Consider the following 14588-nt stretch of genomic DNA (forward strand, 5'->3'; position numbering starts at 1 on the left):
TACGAAGCCGACCGTTGCAACACCGTTGCGTGCCTCGAGCACATGTCACCGCACGCCGTCAGCGCACGCCGCCATCACGCCGGGAAATGGCACCGCACGCGAAACGTGGCGCCGACGCGGCCCGCCGCGAACGTCCCGCCGACGGCCTCCACCCGCTCGCGCAGTCCGGCCAGACCGCGGCCGAGTCCGTCGCCGGCGGCCTGCCCGTCGACGCCGTCGTTGACGATCTCGAGCACCCCCTCGCGCAGCGTGAGTTCGCATTCCGTCGCGGCCGGAGCGTGCTTCAGCACGTTGGTCACCGCCTCGCGGATCACCCACGCGGCGGCCTGCGACGCCGCCGGGTCCAGGTCGGCTCCGCCGTCGCCGTCGGCCTCGGCGAACACGCCGGCCGTGCGGAGCAGGACGAGCGCGTCGGCGAGTTCGGTGTCGAATTCGATGTCGTGGTACCCGCGCACCAGTGCGCGCATGTCGGCGAGGGCGCGCTGCGCCGTCCGCTGCGCGTCGCGGACGTGTGCGTCCTTCGCGGCGGCGTCGTCTCGCACGGACAGGGCCAGCTCACAGGTCAGGGCGATGGACGACAACGAGCGGCCCATGACGTCGTGCAGGTCGCGGGAGAACCGGGACCGTTCCTGGTCGATGCTCATCCGGGCGATCTGTCGCCGGGCCGCGTCGAGTTCACGGACGTGGCGGAAGATCCACATGGCCAGGCGGACGTAGAGGAAGTTGGCCGCGCCCAGCACCAGGAAGATCCAGAGCGCCCCCGGCGTGCCGGTGATCGGGAGGCACGCGGGGACGAGAACGATCGTGGCCGCCGCACCCCACCGTGTCGACACCATGGACGCGGCGAAGGCGCCGCAGATCAACGGCAGGGTGCCGAGCCAGGCGAGCTGCGCGTAGGCCGCCTGGCCCACCACCGCGACGATCACCGCGCCCACGGCCACGACGCCGAGATACCAGGCCACCGCGCGTCGGAACGGTCGCGACTCTACGTGACCGGGCACGGCCGCCCGCGTGATCAGCCAGGTCAGACCGAGCAGGGCCGCGAGTACGACGCCACAGCAGAGCCAGACCGCGGGCCGATCGAGCCGCAGGGGGGTCCGCCACATCAGCGGGAGCACCGTTCCCCACGACATGACGTAGAGCGTCGCTGCGACGTAGAGGCTGCCGACGCGGGTGTAGTTCGTCACCGGTGGCCGCACCACCGGCTCGCGGGAGTCGGACGGGTGATTCGTCATACCGGAGTCCTGACCGGCCTCACTACCCGGCGGGGTCCGCTCCGAGCAGGGTCGAGAGGGACGGATCGACACCCTCCGAGAAGGGAAGGACGCGCACCATGTCGCATTTCACCGAGGACGTCATGAAGTTCGGACCCGCCCCGACGCTCGCCCGCGAAATCCCCGTGGCCGTCGCGAACCTGCTCGTCAGCGCGCTGGCGCTGGCGATCGTCTACGCCGTCGGCGGCGGCGCGGACACGATGTTCGTCGTGCTCGCCGTCGTCCTGGTGGCCTACGGCCTCGGCCGCCCGCTGTACGTCGCGCTGCGCGGCAATCGGCCGGCGCACGGCTGACGCGCCGGTCACACCCACCCCTTCTGCACGGCCATCCGAGCGGCCTCGTGCCGATTGCGTGCGCCGAGAGCGGACATCGCGGACGACAGGTAGTTCCGGACGGTTCCCACCGCCAGATGGAGCTCCTCCGCGATGTCCGCGACCGGCGTGCCCGGAAGCACCAGACGCAGCACCTCGATCTCCCTCGTGCTCAACGGATTCTGCGGTGCGCTGAGGACGCTCGCCGCGAGCTGCGGGTCGACGTAGGACTGCCCGCGCGCAACCTTGCCGATGATGTCCGCCAGCTCGTCCACCGCGGTGGCCTTGGTGACGTAGCCGCTCGCGCCGGCGTTCATGGCGTCGCGCATCGTCGAGGGGGCCACGCTCGCGGTGAGGATCACGACCTTCACTCCCAGGGGTGCGAGGACCGCGCACGCCTCGATGCCGCTCATCACGGGCATGTCCGCGTCGAGCAGCGCGATGTCCGGCCGGTGGGCCTTGGCCAGAGCGACGGCCTCCGCTCCGTCGGCCGCTCCGCCGACGACGGACAGGCCCGGACGCAGGCCGATCAGTTCGACCAGTGCGGAGCGGATGGTCACCTCGTCGTCCGCCACCACGATGCGGACGTCCCCCACTCGGTCCCCTCCCGTCGCCACCCGCCCAGTATCGCCCGAGGACGACGGCACACGGAGTCGGACCGGGGCACACATGACAAAGCTCATGCGAGACCGGCTGGAACGGCACTACTCGCCGTGACGGCGGTCGCCGAGTATCGAGCCATGACCGAGTCGACTCACCCCGAGAACGCGACCACGGCACCTCCCCCCGACGCCGTGGTCCACGCCGCCGGCCTCGACTTCCACTACGACGGGTACCACGCCGTGCGCGACGTGTCGTTGACCGTGCGCCGCGGCGAGATCGTCGCGCTGCTGGGCACCAACGGCGCGGGCAAGACGACGACGCTCGAGATTCTGCAGGGCTTCCGGGAGCGATCCGGAGGCGACCTGGCGGTGTTCGGCGTCGATCCGTTCCGCGACCCCGCGGAGATTCGCGCCCGCACCGGGGTGGTGCTGCAGGAGGCGGGACACTTCGGCGAGATCAGCGTCCGCGCCGAGCTCACGATGTGGTCTCGGCTGTCGAGCCGCACCGATTCCGTCGACCGCGTGCTGGGGCTGGTCGATCTCACGCACCGCAGCGAGAACCGGGTGGACTCGCTCTCCGGTGGCGAGCGCCGACGGCTCGATCTGGCCATGGCCATCTGGGGCGCACCGGAACTCATCGTGCTCGACGAGCCGACCACCGGCCTCGACCCGGAATCCCGGCGCACGTTGTGGAGCCTCGTCCGCGACCTGCGCGACGCCGGCACCACCATCGTCCTCACGACGCACTACCTCGAGGAAGCCGAGGAGCTGGCCGACGTGGTGGCGATCATGCACCAGGGCGCGCTGGCCGTGCACGGCACGCTGGACGAGGTGCTCGCGACCCGTCCGTCGCGCATCCAGGTCGACGTCCGGCCCGTCGACGGCGAGCGCCTGATCGCCGCCGCCCCCGCCGGGGTCACCGCCGCGTGGAACGACGCGCGTCGGCCCGCCGACGCCGGTCTGCGTGCGCTGGAGGTGGTCTCGGACGATCAGCAGGCCGCATTGTCGTGGCTGATCCGCACGGCCGACCACGAGCGCATGGTCCTCGGCCCCCTGCGGGCGAGCCCAGCGTCGCTCGACGAGGTCTTCCACCACGTCCGCAACTCGACCACCGACCCGGCAACCCCCGACCACAAGACGAGCGAGGTGTCCCGATGACCGCCACCGTCTCCACCCTCCCCACCACAGCGTCCTCGGGGCGCTCGCGTCGCCTGTCCGGCTGGACCCGCACGCGTCGGCAGATCGCGTTCGAGACGTCGATGGTCTTCCGGCAACGGAACACGTTGCTCGCGACGCTGCTCGCGCCGGTGTTCGTGCTCTTCTTCCCCATCGTGTCCCGGCCCGAGGACGCGACCGGATGGACCATGCTCATGGCGCCCATGACGGTGCTGGTGCTGGTGTTCTCGGTCTACATCAACGGCGCCACCATCGTCGCGGCCCGGCGAGAATCGCAGCTGTTCAAGCGGTTACGCACCTCGGAGCTCACTCCGACGCAGTTGATCGTCTCGATGATGGTGCCGCTGGTGCTGCTCGGACTGGTGCAGGTGGGCATCGTCGTCGCGGGAGTCGCCGTGCTCGGCGGCCCGTTGCCGGCCGATCCTGCTCTGGTCGCGGCGGCGGCCCTGGCGACGGCGCTGCTGTCGGTGACCGCCGGCGTCGCCGTCGGGTCGGTGTCCCCGAACAGCGAGCGCGTGCAGTACTCGGTGATGCCGCTGCTGCTGCTCGCGGCGATCGGGTCGAACCTCGTCGTCGCCCCGAACGTGGACCCGGGCCTGCGCAGCTACCTGCTCTTCGCACCCTTCACCGGAGCGGTGGACCTGGTGGCCCGCGCGGGCGAGTCGGTGCCGGTCCTCGCGGACACTCCACTTCCCGTGTCGCCCATCGTGTTCGACCTCGGCATCACCGGGTTCTGGATCGTGGCGCTGGGGTTCCTGGCCTTCGTCACCTGGCGGTGGGAACCGCGGGGATGACGGTCTAGACCCCGAGCAACCGCAGCCGCGCCTCGACCTGCGCGTGGAGCGCCGACGCCGGGTCGAGGGTGTGCAGGTACGCCTCCATCGCCCGGGCGTCGTCGCGGCCGTGCACGGAGGCCGTCCAGCGCGCGAGGAGCACCGGGTCTCCGCACCGCAGCAGCGCCGCCTGCATCCGCACCCGCAGTTCGTCGCGGAGCTCCTCGATACCGGGGGCGTACGACGACGGCAGGACGGCACCGGTGTAGAGCCGCAGCGCGGTCTCGACGTCGCCGCGATCGAGGGCGGCGCGGACGTCCTCGACGTCGGAGGTGAGCGTCCCCACCAATCGGTAGGGTCGCGAGGCGAGGCCGTCGGCCCCGAAAACCTTGCGCAGACGGGACATCTCGGCTCGGACGGTCACCGAGTCGAGGTCGTTCTCGTCGAGCAGCACGGCGAGGTGGTCGGCGCCGAGGCCCTCCGGATGGGTCTGCAGGAGCAGCAGCATCTCCGCGTGACGGCCGGACAGCGGAACCCGCTCCCCGCCGCGCACCAGGGTGGGACGGGCGGTGCCCAACACCTCGAGGCGCGGCCCCGCGGTCTCGAGGCGCGGGGACTCCAGCAGCCGCAGACGCAGTTCGGATTCGGCGGCGGCGACGGTGGCGCGCACCAGCTGCAGCACCTCCGGCACCGCCACCCGCGGGCCGCCGGTGATGTCGATGGCGCCGAGGATCCGGCCGGTGAGCGGATCGTGCACCGGGGCGGCGCTGCAGCTCCAGTCCTGGACGGGTCGGGCGAAATGCTCGGCGGCGAAGATCTGCACGCAGTGGTCGACGGCCAACGCCGTGCCGGGGGCGTTGGTGCCCATCCGGCTCTCGCTCCAGTCGGTGCCCTCGGCGAAGTTCATGGCGTGGGCCCGATCCTTGGCGACGGTGTCGCCCTCCACCCACAACAACCGACCCGACGCGTCGGTGATGGCGACGAGCAGGCCGGTGTCGGCGGCGTCCTCGACGAGGAGCTTGCGGACGACGGGTCGGATCAACGACATCGGATGTTCGGTGCGATAGCGCTCGAGCGACGCGGCGTCCATGGCGTCGTCGGCCGCGCGATCCGGATCGACGCCCATGGTGCGGCTGCGACGCCACGATTCCAGCACGACCGACCGCACCGAGCTGTCCGTCCCGCTGGGACGCTCGAGGAAGGTCTCGTGCGCCCGCGACACCGTCCGGGCCAGGGCGGTCGGGTCCTCGCCGGGGCGAACAGCGACCCACGGGTTGGTCACGTGCGCTCCTCTCGGGACCGGGGTGTACCGCTCCACTGTAACTCAGCTCACAGTGTCGATTCATCGTCCTCGGCGAACGGCAGCCGACCGGTCGGCCTCGGCGACCAGCATCTCCGTCGCCCGGTGGGCGGCCATGATCACCGTGGCGTGGGGCCCGCGCGTCGGGACCGCAGGGAACATCGACGCGTCCACGACGGCCAGTCCCGACACCCCGAACACCCGGCAGGACGAGTCGACGACGGCGAGCGGGTCGTCGTCCGCTCCCATCCGAGCGCTGCCGACGGTGTGCAGCGCGGCACCCGGAGGCAGGGGCGCGTCGAGGGCGGTGGTGACGTGGTCGACGACCTCGGCCATCTCCGGCCGACCGAGAAGATCGTGCGCCAACGCCACCCCGTCGACGAGTGCTCGCCGGTCGGCATCGGCGACGGGATGGTCGACGCGCGGTGCGGCGAACGGGTCGGCGGAGAGCGGGACGACGGACCCGAGGGGTTCGGCGACCATCGCCGCGACTCCGATCACGGGATCGCCGGGCGGAACTCCGTCGATCAGTCGGTCGAACGATGTGGAATAGCAGCGTAATTCGACAGGACCCGCCTCCAGCACCACCTCCAGGGGGGTGCGCCAGGTCTGGGCGACCCGGCGCGGCCGGTACGCTTCCGCCACCTCCGGTGGCCGATAGGCGACAGCCACCTCCGGGTGATCGCCGACCCCCACGCCCACCCCGGGCCGGTCGACGACGACGTCGACCCCGATGCCGCGCAGGGTCTCTCGCGGTCCGATGCCGGAGTGCATCAGTACGGTGGCGGTCCGTACCGTACCGGCGGCGAGGATCACGCGGTCCGCGCCAACGGTGAACGCGCCGTGCACATCTCGACCCGACACCCCGACGACGCGGCCCGCGACCACGTCCACCCGCGCCACCACCGCCTCGCCGCGCACCTCGACGAGACCGGCGACGGGCGCCAGGAACGCCTCCGCGGCGGACACCCGCCGTCCACCGGCCACGTTGGACGGCACCGCGCCCACCCCGTCGCCGGCATCCGCCGCGTTCAGATCGTCGAGATCCCGGTGGCCGGCGGCCGTCGCGGCGCGACGGAACGCGTCCGCCACGGGGGCGACGACGGCGCGCGAGACCGGCATCGGCCCGTCCGTTCCGTGCCCGGGCCGGTCGCCCAGGTCGAGGTCGGTCTCGATGCGGCGGAACCCCTCGGCGACGACGTCGGCCGACCACCGATCCCGAGGCCACCGCGCGAAGTCCGCGAGGGGGGCACGAACGAAGTACGCGCCGTTCACCGCACTCGACCCGCCGAGCACCCGGCCGCGGGTCCCGACGACGTCGCGCGCGCCGTCCACTCGCGTCGTGATCGGGTCGACGTACCGGGACGACGGCCCGATCGGCAGACGCCGCGCGTCGGTCAGCTCCGTCATGGACAACCCCGGATCGGACAGCAGGGCCATGGTGGTCGACCCCGCTTCGAGCAGCATCACGGACGCGCCGGCGCGGGCGAACCCCGCTGCGGCAACGCATCCCGCGCTTCCGCCACCGACCACGACGACATCCGGCACGCGAACTACCCGACGAGCTTGGGCATCAGGGGGCGGTGGTCTCGCTCGGTCACCGCGCCGAGCCACAGTCCGGTGCCGTAGGCGACGTCGTCGAGACGCTTGTAGGTCACGTAGGACACCGGGCCCAGTCCGCCGGGCTCACGATGGGACGCCCAGTCGCGCAGACCCTCCGCGAGCGCGATCGCCACGGCGAGACGCCGGATGCGTCGGGAGAGAAGGATGGCGAGCAGAGTGATCGGCCAGTAGTGGCGCACCACCGCGGACGCCAGCTGCCAGGCGCCACCGACGAAACCACGCGCGGCGAAGACCGCGGCCAGGCGGGTGGGGTGATCGAGATCGGCGAACACCCGTCGCAGCCGACCGATGGTCACGGCCATGGTGATCACGGCGCCGAGCAGGCCGGTTCGGGTGCCCGTGGCCGTCATCAGCAATGCCGCGAGGGTGGGAACGGACATCACGACCGGGGGCACCTTGCCCTCGTGTCGAGCGGCCAGGGACACCGCACCCGTACCGTAGAAAAGCTTGCGCGCGAACCACTCTCGCAGTGTCACGCGGTGATCGTGGGCCACCCGCGCCACCGGCTCGTACCGCAACCGCCACCCCGCGTCCTGCAGGCGCCAGCACAGATCGACGTCCTCGGCGACGTGCATGTCGGGATCGAATCCGCCGCACTCGTGCACGGCCCGTCGGCGCACCACGACGGCGGCACTCGGCACGTAGGACACGGGACCACCGGCACGAACCGGTCCCTCCCGCCGGCCCAGGTCGAGCGACGACCGGGCGTGCTCGTAGCGGGCGAGCGCGCTGCCCTCCGGTTCGAGCGCGACGATGCGCGGCGCCACCAGCCCCACCGACGGGTCGGAGAAGTGGCTCAGCACCACCTCGAGCCACCCCTTCCGGGGCACCACGTCGGAGTCGAGGAACGCCACGAAATCGGTGCCGGCCGCGCCCAGTCCCGTGTTGCGGGCTGCGGCCGGGCCGCGGGCCGACTCGTGCCGCACCACGGTGACCGACGGGGCGGCCGGGTCGTCGCCGAACCCGGCGGGCACCTCGATCGGCACCGACGACCCGTCGTCCACCACGACGACGCGCAGTCCCCGCAGCGACTTCAGCAGCCGGTGCAGCCCGTCACGGTTGTCCTTGACCGGCACCACCACCGTGACGTCGGCGGCGGAGGGGACGGACATCGGGCGAGGATTGGCGACACCGGAATCGAGCAGGCGACGGGCGACGACGGCGGAATCGGGATCGCTCACCCGCAAAAACCCGTCGCCGATCATCGCCGCGGCCTCGGGCGCCAAGGTCACCATGCGAGGCGGCGACCCGCCGATCAGAACGCGACCACCGGACAGCGAGCGCACCCTCGGGTCGATCCGGACGCCGAATCCGTCGGGTAGTCGACCGTCACGCATCGGGTCATCGTAAGCAACCGGATCGGGATTTGTCATAGCTCCCTCGACATCGGGAACCGCGATCGGAATCAGTGCAGCACGGCGCGGTCGTCGGGTGTCCACCGATCGACGGACACTCGGAAGCGGTGCCGCAGCTCGGTGAGAAGGCGCGTGCCCTCGGCGGCGTTCGCGCCCGTCGGATCGCCCAGCACACCGGTGGGCGAGACACCCGCGACCCCCTCGACTCTCAAGCGGTCCATGAGGTTCGTCACCGGATCCGTCACCCCCGCCTCGGCCGCGTCGACCCGGACCGACCGGGGATCGAGGTGCAGGAGCAGCGAGGTCTCGGTCCGGCCGGCGTGCGCGTCGGCGCCCGGGATCGCGCACGGAAACCACGCGGCGTCGCGCCCCTCGTGGCGTAGCAGCGTCACGGCGTCACGCAGGGCGCGGCCGTTGCCGCCGTGGCCGTTCACGAACACCACCCGCTCGGCCCACCGGAACGCCGACCGTCCGTACTCGACCACGACGGAGGTGAGCACGTCGAGTCCGATCGACACCGTGCCGCGAAAACCCTCGTGCTCCCCGCTGGCGCCGTAGGCGATCGCGGGGGCCACCAGACCGCCTCGCACCGTCTCCGTGACGGCCTCGGCGACCGCCGCCGCGATGCGGGTGTCGGTGTCGAGCGGCAGGTGCGGGCCGTGCTGTTCCACCGATCCGACGGGCACCGCGACGGTTCCGCCGGGCACGTCCGTCCAGACCCGCTCGCCGAGAGAGGTCACCGCCCGCCGTCCCCGAGCAGCGATCGCAGGAAGACGCCCTCGAGGGCTCCGACGTCCACGGTGTCCGTCCGCGGCGTCCGCTCGGCGTCGAGCGCCGTCACCTCGGTGTGCAGACGCTCCATGGTGACGTCCAGGCGGTAGGCGGCGATCGCGGCATCGCGCAGCTCCGTCCGCAGCCGAGTCGGAACCTCGCCGTCGTACTTGTAGAAGATCTTGTGCTCCAGGCTGGCCCAGAAATCCATCGCCATGGTGCGGATCTGCACTTCGACGGGGACCCGCTGCACACGATCGGACAGCGAGACCGGAATCTCCACCGTGAGGTGAAGACTGCGGTAGCCGTTGGGTTTCGGGTTCGCGATGTAGTCCTCGTAGTCGACCACCCGCACGTCGTCCCTCCCGACGAGCATGTCCTTCACGGTGTAGGTGTCGGCGACGAAGCTGCAGTTGATGCGCACGCCGGCAATATCGACGATGTTCTCGCGTATACCGTCGAAGGTCAGCGGGACGTTCTTGCGCACGGCCTTCTGCACCAACGATTCCGGTGTCTTCAGCCGGGACGAGACGTGCTCGATGGGGTTGTAGCTGTGCAGGTGGGCGAACTCGTCCCGCAGGATGTTGATCTTGGTCAGCAACTCGTCGAGCCCGAAGCGGTACGACATCATGAAGCGGGTGAAGGCATCCCGGAGTTCGCGCGGGTCGGCGGGCAGAGCCGCGTCGGGTCGCGGGTCCTCTTGCCCCTCCTCCGTCACGGTCGGGGCTCCGCGTCCAACGGCTTGCTCATGCGCACGGCCGCGACGTCGTAACCCAACGACTCGTACAGTCGCCGGGCCGCACTGTTGAAGCCGAAGACGTTCAGGCCCAACGAGGTCGCCCCGTGCTCACGCACCAGGTCCTCGGCGAGCTCCATGGCACGTCGACCGAACCCGCGGCCGCGGTGCTCCTCGGCGATCTCGACGTTCCACACCCACCACTCGTCGGTGCGTCCGATGCTCTGCGGCCCGACCCACAGCGACCCGACGACGGTCTCGTCCCACACGACGTCGCGCACCAGGTGGTCGGGGGCCGGCTCGCCGTGGGCGAACCACGCGGCGTAGGTCTGCTCGGCCTCGTCGGTGGCGCGGTCCACCGGTTCGCCCGCTCTGATGCGGTCGGCGCGGTAGTCCGCCTTGCCGGCCTCGATCCAGGCGGGCAGGCGATCCGCGTCCATGGGGGCGAGGCGGACGACGGGCCCGGTGCGATCGGTCACCGGCCCATCGTCTCACCCCGCACCGCTAGGGCATCGCGACGGCGGTCAGGGTGCGCGCCGGATCGACACCGAGGGTGCGCGTGAACCCATCCGGAACGACGACGTCGGCCGGCGACAGATCGTGGACCGACGCCTTGCCGAGACCGAGCAGGGTCGAGTCCATGCCCATGCGCAGTACGTCGAGGACGTTCTCGACGCCGGCCTGACCGCCGGCGGCGAGGCCCCACAGGTAGGCGCGCCCGATCATGACGGCTCGGGCACCGAGGGCGACGGCCTTGACGACGTCGCTGCCTCGTCGGATCCCGCCGTCGAGCAGCACCTCGATCTCGTCGCCGACGGCGTCGGCGATCGCGGGCAGCATCCTGATCGCGGCCGGGGTGCCGTCGAGGTTGTTGCCGCCGTGGTTGGACACCGAGATCGCGGAGAACCCGGCGTCCACGGCACGTTTCGCGTCGTCGACGCGCGAGATGCCCTTGAGCACGAACGGCCCGTCCCACTGACGTCGCAACCAGGCGATGTCCTCCCACGTCGGCGGCGGCGTCTGCTGCCACATGCCGTAGGCGCCGAAGAACGTCGGCGTCTGCGGTGCACCCGGCGGGACGATGTTGGGCGTCGTCAGATCGGGAATGCGGCCACTGCGTGCGAAGTCGAGCAACCACGCCGGGCGACGCAGACCCTCGGGCGCGAACTTCACCATCGCGGCGAGGTTCATCCGCTCCGGAATCGCGGGGCTGCCCCAGTCCCGACCGTAGGAGAAGGACCAGTCCAGCGTCAGGATCACTCCGACGGCGCCGGCGGCGCGGGCACGGTCGAGACGCGCGACCATGTCGGCGCGACTACCCAACCAGTAGACCTGGAACAGGGTCTGACCGTGGACTGCGGTGACGTCCTCGATCGGCTTCGAGGCGAACGACGACAGTCCCATGGGAACGCCGCGAGCCGCGGCGGCGCGGGCGACGGCCACCTCGCCGTCCGGATGCACCGCCTGCACCCCCGTCGGCGAAATGATCACCGGAATCGAGAGCTGTTGTCCCAGAACCGTGGTCGCGAGATCGCGGGACGCGGCGTGGTCCGCGACGCGGGGGGCGAAGCCCAACTCGCCGAACGCGCTCTGGTTGTCGTCGTACGACGTGCCGCGTTCGGACCCGGCGATCAACGCCGAATAGACCGACGGGGGCAGCCGCTTCTTCGCCCGCCGCTGGGCCTCGGCCACGGTCTCCATCCACTCGGGCCGAGCCCAGGGAGATCGGATTCGCTTCATCGGGAACGCTCCTCTCGCGACAGTCCCGCGAGGGGGTTCTCGTCGCACAGTGTCGTCGGCGGCCGCCGCGTCAACAGCGTCAGCGGGACGGAGGCTCGGGGGGTCGATCGCTGACCGCTGCGGGAATGGTCGACGGACGACTTCGGTATCTCGCCGCGGTCGGCGGCGAGCGCGGATTCGCCGTAGCCCTGCACGCATTCGGGATCCGGGCCGTCCAGCGGGAGCCCTGTGAAGAACTTTGCTGCCATGCACCCACCGCGGCACGCGTCGAAGTGGGCGCACGAGCTGCACGCACCACCGGTCTGCGGGGATCGCAGGTCTCGGAACAACGCGGAGTTCTGCCAGACGGCCTGGAAGCCGCCGAGGGTGTCGGTGGCGTCGCGCAGAACGTTGCCGGCCAGGAACTGCTCGTGGATCGCGAACGGGCAGGCGTAGACGTCGCCGATCGGGTCGATCAGGCACACCACTCTGCCTGCGCCGCACAGGTTCAGGCCCGGCAGGGTGCCGCCGAAGGCGGACAGGTGGAAGAAGGAATCCCCGGTGAGCACGCCCTCCCCGTTGGCGACCAGCCAGTCGTAGAGTTCGCGCTGCTGGGCCGCGGTGGGATGCAGGTCGTCCCAGACGTCGGCGCCGCGGCCGGACGGGCGCAGGCGGGTGATGCGCAGGGTGGCGTCGTACGTGTCGGCGAGGGCCTTGAAGTCGTCGAGCTGGGCGACGTTGTGGCGAGTGACGACGACGGAGATCTTCGCGTCCCTGAAGCCCGCGTCCTTCAGATTGCGCAGTGCCCGGACCGCCATGTCGAACGAGCCCGGCCCGCGGACCGCGTCGTTGACCTCGGCGGTGGCGCCGTCGAGCGAGATCTGGACGTCGACGTAGTCCGACGCGGCGAGGCGCGCTGCGACGGTCTCGTCGATCCGCACGCCGTTGGTGGAGAACTTCACGCCCACCTGGTGCTCGGTGGCGTAGTCGACGAGTTCCCAGAAGTCGGAGCGGACGGTGGGTTCGCCCCCGCCGATGTTGACGTAGAACACCTGCATGCGCTGCAACTCGTCGATGACGGCCTTGCACTGCTCCGTCGACAGTTCGCGCGGATCGCGCCGGCCGGAGGACGACAGGCAATGCACGCACGAGAGGTTGCAGGCGTAGGTCAGCTCCCAGGTCAGGCAGATGGGGGCATCGAGTCCCAGCTCGAACCGGTCGATCAGTCGGCCCACGGGTTGCGGAGCGGTCGGGGTTGCCGGAGTTGCCGGGGCGAGGCGATCCGGCAGGGTGGCGGTCATACGAGGTCCTCCAGGGGTGAGACCGGAATCGGTGAATCCTGCTGCGCCGGCACGATCATCGCCGACTCGGCGAGGGCGGTCAGGGCGTGCAGGTACTGCGGAACGGCGTCATCCGGCACCGCCGCCGCGGTGAGCGCCGACCTCACGTCGGGGTGCTCGGGCAGCGATCGCACGACCGCCAGCACACCGCGGGTCTTGAGGAAGGACAGCCGTCGGGTGCCGAAGTGGTACAGCAGCGCCCCGAACGGCTCCGGGCGCACGGCCACCTGAGGGGCGAGTTGCCACCGACCTGTCAGCAGACTCCCTGCGGGAGCCGTCGGGGACGCTGCGGCGGTCATCAGTACACGCCGCACATGCCGTCGATGGACACGTCCTCGACCAGCGACTCCTGGACCAACGGGCGGGCGGTGTCGTCCTCGGTGGTGGCGACGGTGTTCTTCTCGGTCATGGGACTTCCTTTCGGACGGGCGGCGGGGACGGTCGAGTGCGTCCCGTGGTCGACGACGCTAGGCCCGTCGCGGCCCCCCTCGCGGCGGTCCGCGGTGAAGCGAACCCGGTGCGGCAGTGCAGAACCGCCCGATCGGGTAGGTGGCTCACCGGCGCACCCGAGGGTTCGGGCGCATCCGGCCCGGCCGGCCTCGTGCGCGACCTACGCTCGGCGTATGCCGACCCTCACCCCGTTCGACTCCCTCGCCCCCGGCACGCCGGGAGTGTGGTCACACGGCACGGTCACGGTGCTGCGCGAGTCGGGGATGCTCGGTTCGGCGTCGCTGACGGTGCGACGGGAGGGTGGCCGGCTGGTGGTCACCCACACCCTGTCCGCCGACCGGTTGCGGGAGTCGCTCGTGGCGGAGGTGACGGCGCGGATCGCGGAGGCCGGCGCCGGTCGCGACGAGTTCGAGGCCGTCATGGTCGGGCTGGTGCGCTCCACCGTGGACGACCCGATCGACGCGTGGGCGACCTACTACCGACAGTCCCTGCGCGACCTCGTCGACGGGACCGCCGATTTCGCCCCCGTGCACGAGGTCGCGGCATCACTGGTTCGGGGAACCGTTCTGGATCTCGGGTCCTGCTTCGGGTTCTTCCCGCTGCGACTCGCGGCCCGCGGTGTCCCGGTGATCGCCACCGACATCCACGCGGGCACGATGCGGTTGCTCGACGCGATGCGGGCACCCCTCGGCATCGACATCGAAACACTCGTCTGCGATGCAGCGGACGTCCCCGTGCCCGACGACGCCGTCGACACCGTGACCGCGCTGCATCTGCTCGAGCACGTGGACGCCGACCTCGGCGACCGCATCGTCGCCGAAGCACTACGCGTCGCCCGACGCCGCGTGGTGATCGCGGTGCCGTACGAGGACGAGGCACAGGCGTGCCACGGTCACGTCCGAGTCTTCGACGCGCACGCCGTCACCGCGCTCGCTGCCCGCTCCGGGCGGCCGTACGAGGTGTTCTCCCACCACGGGGGGTGGGCGGTACTGGACGCTGCGTCGCCTGTGTGACCGCGCGGCGCCGCCCCGGTCAGAACGGGGGTGGTGCGTCGTCGGGTTCGGGTGGTCGGACACCGTTGAGGTTGTTGCGCAGTCGGTTTCGGTTGCGTTCCTGGCGGCGGCGGGCGTGTTTCTGCTCGGTGCGTGGGGCGGGTCG

At 71.1% G+C, this 14588-nt stretch carries 16 protein-coding genes; 4 read left to right on the forward strand and 12 right to left on the reverse strand.

Annotated elements, in window-relative coordinates:
- Positions 1–74: 74 nt before the first annotated feature.
- Positions 75–1235: a sensor histidine kinase gene (locus tag HQ603_RS15760; protein ID WP_068361429.1), complete on the reverse strand. Its 1161-nt coding sequence runs from the start codon at positions 1233–1235 to the stop codon at positions 75–77.
- Positions 1236–1333: 98 nt separating this feature from the next.
- On the opposite strand from HQ603_RS15760, the gene HQ603_RS15765 reads away from it, so the two are divergent.
- Positions 1334–1567, forward strand: coding sequence for a hypothetical protein (locus tag HQ603_RS15765; RefSeq protein ID WP_222685699.1), 234 nt, complete (start codon positions 1334–1336; stop codon positions 1565–1567).
- 8 nt (positions 1568–1575) lie between these two features.
- Here the strand turns inward: HQ603_RS15765 and HQ603_RS15770 are convergent, their stop codons facing one another.
- Positions 1576–2202: a response regulator transcription factor gene (locus HQ603_RS15770; protein WP_222685700.1), complete on the reverse strand. Its 627-nt coding sequence runs from the start codon at positions 2200–2202 to the stop codon at positions 1576–1578.
- Between the two features lie 123 nt (positions 2203–2325).
- Between HQ603_RS15770 and HQ603_RS15775 the strand changes: the two genes are divergently transcribed.
- Both HQ603_RS15775 and HQ603_RS15780 read left to right on the forward strand, forming a co-directional pair.
- Positions 2326–3345 carry an ABC transporter ATP-binding protein gene (locus HQ603_RS15775; RefSeq protein WP_222685702.1) on the forward strand — a complete coding sequence of 340 codons (1020 nt, stop codon included), beginning with the start codon at positions 2326–2328 and terminating at the stop codon, positions 3343–3345.
- Positions 3342–4157, forward strand: a complete 816-nt coding sequence (locus HQ603_RS15780) for an ABC transporter permease (RefSeq protein WP_222685703.1) — start codon at positions 3342–3344, stop codon at positions 4155–4157. Before HQ603_RS15775 ends, HQ603_RS15780 begins: the two co-directional genes overlap by 4 nt.
- Positions 4158–4161: 4 nt before the next feature.
- On the opposite strand, the gene HQ603_RS15785 is transcribed toward HQ603_RS15780, so the two are convergent.
- The 10 genes from HQ603_RS15785 to mftA form a co-directional block, all read right to left on the reverse strand.
- Complete coding sequence (locus tag HQ603_RS15785; protein WP_222685704.1) at positions 4162–5418, reverse strand: transcriptional regulator; 1257 nt, start codon at positions 5416–5418, stop codon at positions 4162–4164.
- Between the two features lie 60 nt (positions 5419–5478).
- The gene (gene mftG, locus HQ603_RS15790; RefSeq protein WP_222685705.1) at positions 5479–6984 is read right to left on the reverse strand and encodes a mycofactocin dehydrogenase MftG; all 1506 of its coding nucleotides are present in this window, start codon (positions 6982–6984) and stop codon (positions 5479–5481) included.
- A 5-nt stretch (positions 6985–6989) separates the two neighbouring features.
- The gene (mftF, locus tag HQ603_RS15795) at positions 6990–8396 is read right to left on the reverse strand and encodes a mycofactocin biosynthesis glycosyltransferase MftF (protein ID WP_068099576.1); all 1407 of its coding nucleotides are present in this window, start codon (positions 8394–8396) and stop codon (positions 6990–6992) included.
- Positions 8397–8464: 68 nt separating this feature from the next.
- On the reverse strand, positions 8465–9154 hold the full coding sequence (gene mftE, locus HQ603_RS15800; protein WP_308126567.1) for a mycofactocin biosynthesis peptidyl-dipeptidase MftE: 690 nt from the start codon (positions 9152–9154) through the stop codon (positions 8465–8467).
- Entirely contained in the window at positions 9151–9816 is a 666-nt protein-coding gene (locus HQ603_RS15805; protein ID WP_082895773.1) for a GTP pyrophosphokinase, read from the reverse strand. The genes mftE and HQ603_RS15805 overlap by 4 nt, the downstream gene beginning before the upstream one ends.
- An 83-nt stretch (positions 9817–9899) precedes the next feature.
- A complete protein-coding gene (locus tag HQ603_RS15810) occupies positions 9900–10400 on the reverse strand; it encodes a GNAT family N-acetyltransferase (protein ID WP_082895772.1) in 501 nt (166 codons plus the stop codon).
- Positions 10401–10425: 25 nt separating this feature from the next.
- Entirely contained in the window at positions 10426–11661 is a 1236-nt protein-coding gene (mftD, locus tag HQ603_RS15815) for a pre-mycofactocin synthase MftD (RefSeq protein ID WP_222685706.1), read from the reverse strand.
- Positions 11658–12941, reverse strand: a complete 1284-nt coding sequence (gene mftC / locus HQ603_RS15820) for a mycofactocin radical SAM maturase (protein ID WP_222685708.1) — start codon at positions 12939–12941, stop codon at positions 11658–11660. The genes mftD and mftC overlap by 4 nt, the downstream gene beginning before the upstream one ends.
- Complete coding sequence (gene mftB / locus HQ603_RS15825) at positions 12938–13279, reverse strand: mycofactocin biosynthesis chaperone MftB (RefSeq protein WP_222685710.1); 342 nt, start codon at positions 13277–13279, stop codon at positions 12938–12940. Before mftB ends, mftC begins: the two co-directional genes overlap by 4 nt.
- A complete protein-coding gene (gene mftA / locus HQ603_RS15830) occupies positions 13279–13389 on the reverse strand; it encodes a mycofactocin precursor MftA (RefSeq protein ID WP_068099570.1) in 111 nt (36 codons plus the stop codon). The genes mftB and mftA overlap by 1 nt, the downstream gene beginning before the upstream one ends.
- A 214-nt stretch (positions 13390–13603) precedes the next feature.
- Here mftA and mftM point away from each other — a divergent pair, with 214 nt between their 5' ends.
- Positions 13604–14443, forward strand: coding sequence for a mycofactocin oligosaccharide methyltransferase MftM (gene mftM / locus HQ603_RS15835; protein WP_222685712.1), 840 nt, complete (start codon positions 13604–13606; stop codon positions 14441–14443).
- The last annotated feature ends 145 nt before the right edge of the window (positions 14444–14588 follow it).

The sequence above is a fragment of the Rhodococcoides corynebacterioides genome (assembly GCF_019834675.1).
Lineage (GTDB): Bacteria > Actinomycetota > Actinomycetes > Mycobacteriales > Mycobacteriaceae > Rhodococcoides > Rhodococcoides corynebacterioides_A.

Coding starts and splice junctions, on each gene's coding strand:
- HQ603_RS15760 (WP_068361429.1), bottom strand. CDS start 1,235: ATGACGAATCACCCGTCCGACTCCCGCGAGCCGGTGGTGCGGCCACCG.
- HQ603_RS15765 (WP_222685699.1), top strand. CDS start 1,334: ATGTCGCATTTCACCGAGGACGTCATGAAGTTCGGACCCGCCCCGACG.
- HQ603_RS15775 (WP_222685702.1), top strand. CDS start 2,326: ATGACCGAGTCGACTCACCCCGAGAACGCGACCACGGCACCTCCCCCC.
- HQ603_RS15780 (WP_222685703.1), top strand. CDS start 3,342: ATGACCGCCACCGTCTCCACCCTCCCCACCACAGCGTCCTCGGGGCGC.
- mftF (WP_068099576.1), bottom strand. CDS start 8,396: ATGCGTGACGGTCGACTACCCGACGGATTCGGCGTCCGGATCGACCCG.
- HQ603_RS15805 (WP_082895773.1), bottom strand. CDS start 9,816: ATGATGTCGTACCGCTTCGGGCTCGACGAGTTGCTGACCAAGATCAAC.
- mftD (WP_222685706.1), bottom strand. CDS start 11,661: ATGAAGCGAATCCGATCTCCCTGGGCTCGGCCCGAGTGGATGGAGACC.
- mftC (WP_222685708.1), bottom strand. CDS start 12,941: ATGACCGCCACCCTGCCGGATCGCCTCGCCCCGGCAACTCCGGCAACC.
- mftB (WP_222685710.1), bottom strand. CDS start 13,279: ATGACCGCCGCAGCGTCCCCGACGGCTCCCGCAGGGAGTCTGCTGACA.
- mftA (WP_068099570.1), bottom strand. CDS start 13,389: ATGACCGAGAAGAACACCGTCGCCACCACCGAGGACGACACCGCCCGC.
- mftM (WP_222685712.1), top strand. CDS start 13,604: ATGCCGACCCTCACCCCGTTCGACTCCCTCGCCCCCGGCACGCCGGGA.